The sequence below is a fragment of the Microbulbifer rhizosphaerae genome (genome assembly GCF_014191725.1).
Lineage (GTDB): Bacteria > Pseudomonadota > Gammaproteobacteria > Pseudomonadales > Cellvibrionaceae > Microbulbifer > Microbulbifer rhizosphaerae.
In genome coordinates this window covers 45939-55373 of record NZ_JACHWZ010000030.1, presented here as the reverse complement: position 1 = coordinate 55373, position 9435 = coordinate 45939, and the positions used below count along the sequence as shown (strand labels likewise).

Here is a 9435-nt window from a genome sequence, read left to right as displayed (position 1 = left end):
GGTGAATTCCAGTGACACTGATGGAGTCCGTGATCGAGCCTGTAAAACAAGGCGTTTCATGACTGAGATCCGATTAATTTATGCAACTACCGGGTGAAGTCTTGGCACTCGCGGTGACTATCATGCCTGCCAGGGCTTCATCCAAGCTGAGTTCCAATGAGTAAACGCCGTTGCTATCTGCATTAGTGTTGAAGCGCTCGCTCCCGACAGTAATTTCGATGTCCGCCGCTCCCGCCTCAACGACCGATCCCTGGACGGTGAAATTGAGTCTGGTTGCTGGTGCCGGACCGTCGCTATCATCCGAGCCTCCACCACCACCACAGGCAGCGATCATCATACAGCCCCCTAATATGGCGGCCTTGCCGAAATTATCCATAAGTTTCCTTAGAAGCTTTTGATTATGCAGTGATGTTCCACAAGCGGTCGAATAATATTTGTATCCTGCGTTCATTACCAGTAATTGGAACGCTTATTTTTGATTTGCTGATAGAAATAAGAATATGACAAATCTGCAAGCAGCTGGATAAAATATATCCATCCGTTGCCGGCTGCGGACCTGCTCTCATTAACTTGGCGCCTGTTTAAAGTCTTCTCATAAGGCTGCCAGACTGGGTGGGAGAGAGGCCCCACCCTGGAAAGCTCTTCGCGATATTCTGAATAGGTTCTAAGCGGCTATCAACGCGCCCAACCTGAAAGTAGCCGCCACCAATCTGCGACTCAAAACTCAGTGAATTGGTCGATATTACGGTTTTCTAGTTTTGTGTACGATAGTGCCAGAATTTGGTTGGCAGAAGTCGTATGCGTATTCGATCAATCTCCGCACGAGTTGTATTCCTTTTCTCCCTGCTGGTCAGCGCATCGGTACCGGCGGATTCCTATAAGAGAGCAGATTGGCTGCCGCGCTGGTCAGACTTTGATCGCGACTGTCAGGACACCCGCCACGAGCTGTTAATCCGCTACTCTCTGGCTCCGGTCACGTTTACCCGCTCCGACAAGTGCAAAGTGGCTACCGGGATGTGGATGGACCCCTATACGGGCAACTTTTATACCAAGGCATCGGATCTGGATGTGGAGCATATAGTGCCGCTGAAGTGGGCCCACGATCACGGCGGTGCCCACTGGGATAGGGCACTGAAGCGGCAGTTTGCCGAAGACCCGGACAACCTCTGGCTGGTGGACGACGGCCGCAACCAGAGCAAGGGGGATCGCGGGCCCGATGGGTGGATGCCGCCCTATGCGCCTGTGGCCGCTCTCTACGTGCAGCGCTTTATGGCGATTGCGCAAAAGTATGGCCTGCGGCCCAAATTGGCGGAAGCCAGCCGCTTCCAGACGCTGGCGGCTGGCTCCTAGGCAGAGGAGAAATACGCCCGCCGCTGCTAAGCTTAACTGGAGTCGGTCGTTGTAACGGGTGGCCTTATGAGGCAGTGGTTGCTCGCCGCCGGTCTGATATTGCCGGTTGCCTACAGTAGTGGTGAGAATAGTGTTCTTCTATTGGAGGTGGAGGGGGATAGCCCCACTTTGAGCTTCTGTCAATTGCGCTTCTACGAGGAGGATGAGGGGCGCCTGCTGTGCAACTGGGCAGTGGACTTCAGGTACGCCTGCTTTGTCCCCTATCCCCGCAACAAGATCCTGCAGGCGGGCTCGAAAATCACCGAGCCGGTGGTGGTGGGGGAGTGCGATAACGGCGAGCCTATCATCAAACTGCTGCACTATTGACCGCTTTGTGGGGTTTCCTCCCCCCGAGTACCGGTAAATTCCTTCCCCTGGTCAGATTTTTTCCCGCGGGCTTTGCAGTTCGCGCGCCTGTTTGAGAATATCCCGCATCGCGCTGTCTTCCACACCGAGTACATCGATAATGGCCGCCAGCAGGTCGGCGGAGAACATGCACTTGCTCACCTTGCTGCGCAGGTTTTCCGGCGTGACTGAAATGCCCCTTTCGTCCAGCGCGCTGGCAAGGTCGCTGTAGCGCACGCTCTTCAGGGCCATGGAGGCGCGCACATAGCGGGCGATGGCCTGCTTGTAAGGGGTGAGCGCACGCTGGTTTTCCAGGCTTTGCTTGTGGTCCATAGATATCCTCGCTCAAGATGTGACCTATGATAGCTTTGCGTGGAAGATATGCAACAAAAAACATTGATAAGCTATTGACGCTCTAATTTTAGCTGCTATATTCGTGACCAATATTCCACACCTGAAAGGGAGTCGAGATGACCTGGAACAAAGAGAACCTTAAGGAACTGGCCGAGCGCCACCCGGAGTGGGTGGTCGAGGCGGAGGGGGACTGCCTCAGCATTTCCAACGACGAGGGCGTCGACGCCTTTGTCTATGCCGGCGAAAAGCAGATAGTGGTGGAGACCATTCTCTTCCCCGTCGCGGATGTCGCCAATGAAGCGGCGTTGAACAAGCTGATCCTGCAGACCCACCAACTGGTGCCGCTCACCACTATCGGTATCAACAATATTGGTGGCGAGGACTACTACGTTGCCTTCGGTGCGCTGTCGGTGTCCAGTAAGGAGGAGGTGGTGGTCGAGGAGATTGAAACCCTGTTCACCAATGTGGGGGATTTCCTGGACCTGTATGCAGAGCATCTTGAGAAGGAGAGTGTGGCATGAGCCTGAGAAAAATTTGGACCGCCCTGCGCGGTGCGGTAAACGAAGGTACCGAGGCTATTGTCGACAGCCAGTCCATTCGCATCCTGGATCAGGAGCTGCGCGAGGCCAAATCCGAACTGAAATCCTGCGACGAGAACCTGACCAAAATCATGGCCAAGCGCAAGCTGGCAGAAAACAAGGTCAACTCCCTGCAGGTGGATATCGAAAGCTATAGCACCCACGCCATTGCCGCCAGCGAGAAGGGCGACGAGAGCCTCGCCATCGAGTGCGCCGAGCGCGTGGCGGAGCTGGAGACGCAGCTGCAAACCGAGCAGGGCCTGCTCGAAGGCTTTCTCAATTCCGAGCGCTCCCTGAAGAGCAATATTGCCAAGGCCAAGACCAACGTGCGCCGCATGGAGCAGCAGATCGACCAGATCAAGGCCACTGAGTCGGTGCAGAAGGCCCAGGTTGCTGTCTCCACCCGCCATATGGGGGCAAACAGCAAAGTCAAGACTGCGCTGGACAGCCTGGAGCGCATCAAGAACAAACAGCAGCAGCGCGCTGCCGAGTTGGAGGCGGCCGAGGAACTGGCCGCGGACGAGAGCGGCTCCAGCCTGGAAGCCAAACTGAAAGCGGCCGGGATCCAGCCGGGCGGTCAGGTCAGCGGAAGCGATAAACTGGCACAACTGCTGGCAAGCCGCGAAAAGGCCTAATCCGTGTTGCTGTATAAAGTGCGACGCCTTCTGGCGTCGCTTTTTATTAGGGCCAATCTCTCCACGGTGATCTTTGCGGTCGCGCTCTATGCGGCTACCTGTTACCTGTTGCTGAGCGCCGCCGGCGAAACGGAGATCGTCGCCCGGGAGAATTTTCTTTACTGGCTGGTGGTTACCGCTTCCACGGTGGGTTACGGGGATTATTCCCCTGCGACTCCGATGGGAAAACTGGCGGTCAGTCTGTGGGTGATTCCCATGGGCCTGAGCTTGTTCGCCATGGTGATCACCAAGGTGGGATTTGCGATTTCCGATTTTGCTCACCGGGGAAAGAAAGGTTTGCGTATGATCAATCTCAAGAATCACACGGTTATTATCGGCTGGAACGGCCCCCGAACCCTGCGCCTGGTCGAGCTGTTGCTGGCTAAGACCAATGGTGACGCCGGGCATGTGGTTCTGTGTGTGGATGCGGAAATTGAAAATCCGCTGCCGGAACGTATCGATTTTGTGCGGGTAGAATCCTTCTCCCACGCCGAAACCATGCAGCGGGCGGCGCTGGACAGAGCCTCGCGGATTATTATCGACAACCCCCTGGACGACGTGACCCTCACTACCGCCCTCTATTGCGACAAGGTGAGCCCGGACAGCCACAAAACGGCCTATTTCCAGGATGAGTCGGTGGGCGAGCTGTTGCGCGCCCATTGCCCGAAGATCGAGTGTATCCCTTCGGTGGCGGTGGAGCTGCTGGCCAAGTCCTCACTGGACCCGGGTTCCGCCCGCCTGCATCGCCAGCTGCTGGACAGTACCTATGGAATGACCCAGTACAGCGTACCCTACCAGGGTGAAGCTGCATTGCCGGTGGGTGGGCTGTTCGATCACTTCAAGCACAATCTGGCCGCTACGCTGATCGGCGTGCGGCGCGCCGGTGAGCAGAAGGTCGATATCAATCCCGCGCTGGATGAAACCGTGGAGAAAGGGGATACTCTCTATTACATCTCCGCGGAGCGACTGGATGAAAAACGCTGTTTCGCGATCAAAAATCAGGCCATGGAAGCGACTACAGAATGTTCGCCAAGCTGATAAAGAGAATAAGCAAGCCGGCCCCTACAGTGCAGACCCCGTCCATTATGGGCCTGCGCCTGGGCGCCAGTTTTGAGGTGGACCCGCTCGCCATCAAGCTGATGCTGGACGAGCTGACCATCGAATCCTGTTCACCCACGCAGATTATTAAGGCGGCTGGGGTCATCGACCTCGACGGCACCTGGGTGTATCGCTTTTACACCGACGACGACGCCTGGCTGCAGGTAGTGGCGGAGGGCGGTAACCGCGACGAGCATGTGGTGGATGTCAAATTGTTCCACTTTTACGACACCCGGGACATCGCTTCCAAGCAGGCCTGGGACCAGCTGCTTGAGCGGCAAATCGGCCAGTCCAGCTATACACTGGAAAATAAAAACTACCAACGGGTGTGGACCGCGGCAGGGGATTATCACAATCCCGTGCATATGGCGGAAAAGACCTACGAGGAGGGTGGAGATCATTCCACCACCGACCAGTTCACCATGCTGTTCGAGCGGGAGCTTTCCGACCGGCGCACCGAATCGCTGTTTCTCTCGGCAGAGGAAAAACTGGAAGAGGGCGGTTACCTGAGCCGCTGCCTGGTGCTGAGCACCGGAATCACCCTAACCCCTTCACAGCTAACTATTCACGGATAATAAGGAGAAGTTCCCATGGATCAGCAGTATGATCTATTGACCGGTATTGTGCATTTTGCGGCCTATTTTGGCCTGTCGCTGGTGTTGCTTATCGCCTTCAAGTTTCTCTACACCCTGGTGACGCCCCACGACGAGTGGAAGCTGATCAAGGAGCAGAAAAATACCGCCGCAGCCATTGGCTTTGGCGGTGCGGTACTGGGTTTTGCCATTGCCCTCGGCGGTGCCGCCAGCAATTCGGTCTCCCTGTTGGATTTTGCAACCTGGGCTCTGATTGCCCTGATCGCACAGCTGCTCGCCTTTGCTATTATCCGTTTCGGTTTTATGCCGCGCATTGTTGCGCGTATCGAGGAAGGGGAGATCAGCGCGGGAATCATGCTGGCCGCGACCACCATTGCCGTGGGCGTGCTCAATGCTGCCTGTATGTCTTACTGATCGGGGGCGGCCATGAAACGTAGCAGACATATTGATCTCAACCGTATGCGCAAAGCTGCCGGCAGGAGCTTTTTCATGCGCCCGCTGGCTCTCGGCGTGGCGGCTGCCCTGGCGGGTTGTGCGCAGAAAGAAGAGGTAAAGGTGGTCTCCTCCATCGAGGACTGTGTGAGTAATACCTCACTGGACGAACAGCAGTGCGAGGCCGCCTATCAGAAGGCACTGGCGGAGGCTGAGCGCACCGGCCCTAAATACCCGGGGCGCGCCCAGTGCGAAACCGAGTTCGACAGCTGCCAGCGCACCGGTTCCGGCGTCTGGATGCCGCTGATGACCGGGTTTATGATCGGTTCCATGCTTAATGACCGAGACTATCATTCCGGTTATTACAATCCGGTCTACCGCTACTCCCGCCCCCATTCATCCTATTACAACCGCATTATGACCGCGGACGGCACGGTGATCGGCCGCTACGGCAAGGGCTCTTACAGCGTCGACCGCTCGGCGATGAAGCCCAAGCCCACAGTGACCCGCACCGTATCCCGCGGCGGCTTCGGCTCGGTCGCCTCCGCCAAATCCAGTTGGGGCGGCGGACGCTCGGGCGGCTGGGGGGGCTGATTCGGTGCTGCGCATGCCCATCCGGGAGCGGCCGCACTGGCGGGACAGGGCGCGGGAGTTCGGTTTCGGTTTCCACACCATGTACGGCGAGCCCTACTGGGATGAAAGCGCCTACTACCAGTTTTCCCTGGAGCAAATCGAAAAGGATATCGAGGGCCCCACCGAGGAGATCCACCAGATGTGCCTGGAGGTGGTGGCCAGGGTGGTGGAAGATGACGAACTGATGCGCCGTTTCCGCATTCCCGAGGGGCACTGGGATTTTGTGCGAGAGTCCTGGCGCAACGGCGATCCCTGCCTCTATTCGCGCCTGGACTTCGCCTATTCGGGCAGCGGTCCCGCGAAGCTGTACGAGAACAATGCGGATACCCCCACCAGCCTCTACGAGACCGGCTTCTGGCAGTGGCTGTGGTTGCAGGACAATGTGGACAGCCGCGCGTTGCCGCTGCAGGCGGACCAGTTCAACTGCCTGCAGGAAAAACTGGTCAACCGTTTCCGGGACCTGTACTTCCTGACCCCCGGGCGGGAGCTGCACTTTGCCTGCTGCAAGGGCACGGAAGAGGATCGGGGTACGGTGCAGTACCTGGAGGACTGCGCCCGCGAGGCCGGCATCGACAGCCATTTTGTCTATATCGAGGATATCGGCCGGGATGCGGAGGGCAATTTCACCGACCTGAAGGACCAGGTGATCACCTGGATGTTCAAGCTCTATCCCTGGGAGTTTATGTTCCGGGAGGAGTACGGCGAGTTTCTCGGTGGAAACAACATCCGTTGGCTGGAGCCTCCGTGGAAAGCGATTCTGTCCAACAAGGCACTGCTGCCCATGCTCTGGCGGCTCTTTCCCGGGCATCCCAATCTGCTGCCGGCCTATTTCGAGGACGAGCTGGATAAAGCCTCGGATCTGGATGCGCTGGTGAAAAAGCCGATCTTTTCCCGCGAGGGAGCCAATATCTCGATCGTTCGCGGTGCCGAAGTCGCTCCCGTTTCCGATGGGCCCTACGGCGAGGAGGGCTATATCTACCAAGCCCTGCACCCGCTGCCGCAGTTCGGAGGCAACCACACTCTGATCGGCAGTTGGCTGGTGGACGACGAGGCGGCGGGGATGTCGATGCGCGAAGACAGAAGCCCGATCACCCAGGATATGAGCCGCTACCTGCCGCACGCCATCGTCAGCTAGCCGTTTCGTAGGGTGCGATGTGCGCACCGCGGGACGGGATATCTACACCAGCTTTGGAACGGTGCGCACCTACGGCTCAGCCAAAACTCCCTCCGCCACCAGCTTTTCAATTTTCTGCTGCAGCTGCTCGTAGGTAAAGGGTTTCTGGATACAGTCGAGAATGCCGTCGGCAAGAATCTCCTGCACCTTGCTTTCCACGCTATAGCCGGTGGCGAGGATCGCGCGGATCTCCGGGTTGATGCGCTTGAGAAAAGCGAATAGCTGCTGGCCATCCATCTTCGGCATGATCATATCCAACAGCACCAGGTCGATTTCCCGGAAGTGTTGCCGGTAGTGGCTGATCGCCTCTTCCGCAGTGGAAAAAGTCTCCACCCTGTGGCCGTGCATTTCGAACAGGGTTTTCGAGTAGCTGCGCACTATGGCTTCGTCATCCACCAGCATGATGTGAATTTTTCGCTCCCTGGGCGAATCTGCCGCGCCTGGTCGCGGTTGCCTGGCGCTGTCCCTGATAATGGGCAAGTAGAGATCGAAGCTGCTGCCCTGGCCCTCGCGGCTGCGGCAGCGAATCGCGCCTTTGTGCAGGTGAGTGGTGCCATAGACTGCCGCGAGACCCAGGCCGGCACCGCGCCCGCTTTCCTTGGTGGTGAAAAACGGCTCGAAGATGCGTCGGCGTATTTCCGCCGACATGCCGGTACCGCTGTCGCTGACATTGATCAGCAAATACTGGCCCGGGGCGATTTCGAAATCGGAAATGGTGATCTCCTCACCCACCGACACATTACTGGTAGAGAAGCTAAGGGAGCCGCCCTCGGGCATGGCATCCTTGGCATTGATCCCCAGGTTGAGCAATGCGCTTTTCAGCTGTGTCGGATCACCCATCACGTGGGGGCGGCTGGCGTCCAGCTGCTGTTCGATGTAAATGCGCCGGTCGATGGTGCGCTCCAGCATGGCGCAGACATCGCGGATAATTTCGTGAGTGTTGCATTCGATCAACTGGTAGGAACCCTTGCGGGCAAAAGTCAGTAGCTGTTTGGTCAGTTCCGCGGCGTGGTGGGCGGTGGTGAGAATGTTGTTGGCGTATTCGGCAATGCGGGAGTCGCTGGTGATCTGGTGGATTACTTCCGCGTAGCCGCTGATACCGTGAATCATATTGTTGAAGTCGTGGGCGATGCCGCCAGCCAGCTCGCCGATGGCCTGCATTTTTTGCGCCTGGCGCAGCTCTTCCTCCAGCAGGCGCTGCTTGGTGATGTCGCTGCCGATGCTCAGTACACCGATGGCCTCGCCCCGGTCATCGGTCAGTATCTTGTTGGTCCAGGCTACCCATACCCGCCTGCCACTCTTGGTGACGTTTTCATTGACGTTGTAGCGATGCTCTTCCGGGTGGTTGCAGATATGCTCCATCAGGGGGCGCAGGTCACGGCCGGTGCTTTCGCTGGCGGGAACAATGGTGCCCACCACGTGGCGGCCGATGATTTCGTCTTCCGTATAGCCGAAAAACTGCTGCGCATACTCGTTAAAGAAGGTGATGACGCCGTTCTTGTCCCAGCGGATGATAATGGAATTGGCGTGCTCGACCAGTTCCCGGTAGCGCTCTTCGCTCTTGCGCAGTGCCTGATAGATTTCCAGGGAATCCCGCGAGGGGGGAGGGGACTCCGCGATGGTTTTTGTGGAAGCGATATGGATTTTATTGTTCGCCATCGACCCATCCTGGATATGCCGTTCGCAAGGATTGCACCACGCTGATGGGGAAATGTCTAGGGAACAGTAGTCCATAAAAGAGCTATAATTTTCTTTTCACGGGAAAAATGCCTATGCCTCCGATAAACCCCAGAGAACAGCAGCAGGTGCTGGCGCGCCTGGGGGAGCGTTTCCGTCGACTGCGCCTGGTCCGCAATATTTCCCAAGAGGCACTGGCTGAGAATTCCGGTGTAGGCCTTAGCACCTTGAAGCGGTTTGAGAGTGGGCGAGGCTGCAACCTGGCGGCGCTGGTGCAACTGCTGGCGGCACTGGGCCATCTCGGCGAACTGGAGTCATTTTTTGCCCAGCTGGCGGAGAGGGGAGAAGGCACGATACTTGCCGATGGCGACACGCGCCGGAGAGCGTCTTCCCCGCGCAAATACAATTCGTCGTAAATAGTGACAGGTTGGCAGTTTTGGTAATGGCGGCAAAAGTACTTCCTGTTAGCATGTACGCACAATATCAAT

13 protein-coding genes are annotated in these 9435 nt (G+C 57.4%); 10 read left to right on the top strand and 3 right to left on the bottom strand.

The annotated features are described in order from the left end of the window. Positions 1 to 73: 73 nt before the first annotated feature. Positions 74 to 376, bottom strand: coding sequence for a hypothetical protein (locus FHS09_RS21065; protein WP_183463640.1), 303 nt, complete (start codon positions 374 to 376; stop codon positions 74 to 76). A 422-nt stretch (positions 377 to 798) separates the two neighbouring features. Here FHS09_RS21065 and FHS09_RS21060 point away from each other — a divergent pair, with 422 nt between their 5' ends. Both FHS09_RS21060 and FHS09_RS21055 read left to right on the top strand, forming a co-directional pair. Next, the gene (locus tag FHS09_RS21060) at positions 799 to 1350 is read left to right on the top strand and encodes a GmrSD restriction endonuclease domain-containing protein (RefSeq protein ID WP_183463638.1); all 552 of its coding nucleotides are present in this window, start codon (positions 799 to 801) and stop codon (positions 1348 to 1350) included. A 66-nt stretch (positions 1351 to 1416) separates the two neighbouring features. Next, positions 1417 to 1716 (top strand): hypothetical protein, encoded by a 300-nt coding sequence (locus tag FHS09_RS21055; protein WP_183463636.1) that lies wholly within the window; start codon positions 1417 to 1419, stop codon positions 1714 to 1716. A 51-nt stretch (positions 1717 to 1767) separates the two neighbouring features. Here FHS09_RS21055 and FHS09_RS21050 read toward each other — a convergent pair whose 3' ends face one another. Then, positions 1768 to 2067: a DUF6471 domain-containing protein gene (locus FHS09_RS21050; protein WP_183463634.1), complete on the bottom strand. Its 300-nt coding sequence runs from the start codon at positions 2065 to 2067 to the stop codon at positions 1768 to 1770. 137 nt (positions 2068 to 2204) lie between these two features. Between FHS09_RS21050 and FHS09_RS21045 the strand changes: the two genes are divergently transcribed. From FHS09_RS21045 to FHS09_RS21015, 7 genes are read left to right on the top strand one after another with little or no spacing between them, the layout of a single operon-like run. Continuing rightward, a complete protein-coding gene (locus FHS09_RS21045) occupies positions 2205 to 2609 on the top strand; it encodes a DUF2170 family protein (RefSeq protein WP_183463631.1) in 405 nt (134 codons plus the stop codon). After that, on the top strand, positions 2606 to 3301 hold the full coding sequence (locus tag FHS09_RS21040; protein WP_183463629.1) for a PspA/IM30 family protein: 696 nt from the start codon (positions 2606 to 2608) through the stop codon (positions 3299 to 3301). Before FHS09_RS21045 ends, FHS09_RS21040 begins: the two co-directional genes overlap by 4 nt. Positions 3302 to 3304: 3 nt before the next feature. Continuing rightward, positions 3305 to 4378 carry an ion channel gene (locus tag FHS09_RS21035; protein WP_183463627.1) on the top strand — a complete coding sequence of 358 codons (1074 nt, stop codon included), beginning with the start codon at positions 3305 to 3307 and terminating at the stop codon, positions 4376 to 4378. Beyond that, positions 4363 to 5013, top strand: a complete 651-nt coding sequence (locus FHS09_RS21030) for a YjfK family protein (protein WP_183463625.1) — start codon at positions 4363 to 4365, stop codon at positions 5011 to 5013. The genes FHS09_RS21035 and FHS09_RS21030 overlap by 16 nt, the downstream gene beginning before the upstream one ends. 15 nt (positions 5014 to 5028) lie before the next feature. Next, entirely contained in the window at positions 5029 to 5445 is a 417-nt protein-coding gene (locus FHS09_RS21025) for a DUF350 domain-containing protein (protein WP_183463623.1), read from the top strand. 12 nt (positions 5446 to 5457) lie between these two features. Further along, the gene (locus FHS09_RS21020) at positions 5458 to 6057 is read left to right on the top strand and encodes a DUF1190 domain-containing protein (RefSeq protein WP_183463621.1); all 600 of its coding nucleotides are present in this window, start codon (positions 5458 to 5460) and stop codon (positions 6055 to 6057) included. Between the two features lie 13 nt (positions 6058 to 6070). Continuing rightward, a complete protein-coding gene (locus FHS09_RS21015) occupies positions 6071 to 7231 on the top strand; it encodes a glutathionylspermidine synthase family protein (RefSeq protein WP_221192172.1) in 1161 nt (386 codons plus the stop codon). 69 nt (positions 7232 to 7300) lie between these two features. Here the strand turns inward: FHS09_RS21015 and FHS09_RS21010 are convergent, their stop codons facing one another. Continuing rightward, complete coding sequence (locus tag FHS09_RS21010) at positions 7301 to 8929, bottom strand: hybrid sensor histidine kinase/response regulator (protein WP_183463617.1); 1629 nt, start codon at positions 8927 to 8929, stop codon at positions 7301 to 7303. A gap of 113 nt (positions 8930 to 9042) precedes the next feature. Between FHS09_RS21010 and FHS09_RS21005 the strand changes: the two genes are divergently transcribed. Continuing rightward, positions 9043 to 9363, top strand: coding sequence for a helix-turn-helix domain-containing protein (locus FHS09_RS21005; RefSeq protein ID WP_183463615.1), 321 nt, complete (start codon positions 9043 to 9045; stop codon positions 9361 to 9363). Positions 9364 to 9435 lie beyond the last annotated feature (72 nt).

Bases quoted from the DNA above. Each gene is read 5' to 3' on its own strand.
- FHS09_RS21065 (WP_183463640.1), bottom strand. From the start codon at position 376: ATGGATAATTTCGGCAAGGCCGCCATATTAGGGGGCTGTATGATGATC.
- FHS09_RS21060 (WP_183463638.1), top strand. From the start codon at position 799: ATGCGTATTCGATCAATCTCCGCACGAGTTGTATTCCTTTTCTCCCTG.
- FHS09_RS21055 (WP_183463636.1), top strand. From the start codon at position 1,417: ATGAGGCAGTGGTTGCTCGCCGCCGGTCTGATATTGCCGGTTGCCTAC.
- FHS09_RS21050 (WP_183463634.1), bottom strand. From the start codon at position 2,067: ATGGACCACAAGCAAAGCCTGGAAAACCAGCGTGCGCTCACCCCTTAC.
- FHS09_RS21045 (WP_183463631.1), top strand. From the start codon at position 2,205: ATGACCTGGAACAAAGAGAACCTTAAGGAACTGGCCGAGCGCCACCCG.
- FHS09_RS21040 (WP_183463629.1), top strand. From the start codon at position 2,606: ATGAGCCTGAGAAAAATTTGGACCGCCCTGCGCGGTGCGGTAAACGAA.
- FHS09_RS21030 (WP_183463625.1), top strand. From the start codon at position 4,363: ATGTTCGCCAAGCTGATAAAGAGAATAAGCAAGCCGGCCCCTACAGTG.
- FHS09_RS21025 (WP_183463623.1), top strand. From the start codon at position 5,029: ATGGATCAGCAGTATGATCTATTGACCGGTATTGTGCATTTTGCGGCC.
- FHS09_RS21020 (WP_183463621.1), top strand. From the start codon at position 5,458: ATGAAACGTAGCAGACATATTGATCTCAACCGTATGCGCAAAGCTGCC.
- FHS09_RS21015 (WP_221192172.1), top strand. From the start codon at position 6,071: ATGCCCATCCGGGAGCGGCCGCACTGGCGGGACAGGGCGCGGGAGTTC.
- FHS09_RS21010 (WP_183463617.1), bottom strand. From the start codon at position 8,929: ATGGCGAACAATAAAATCCATATCGCTTCCACAAAAACCATCGCGGAG.
- FHS09_RS21005 (WP_183463615.1), top strand. From the start codon at position 9,043: ATGCCTCCGATAAACCCCAGAGAACAGCAGCAGGTGCTGGCGCGCCTG.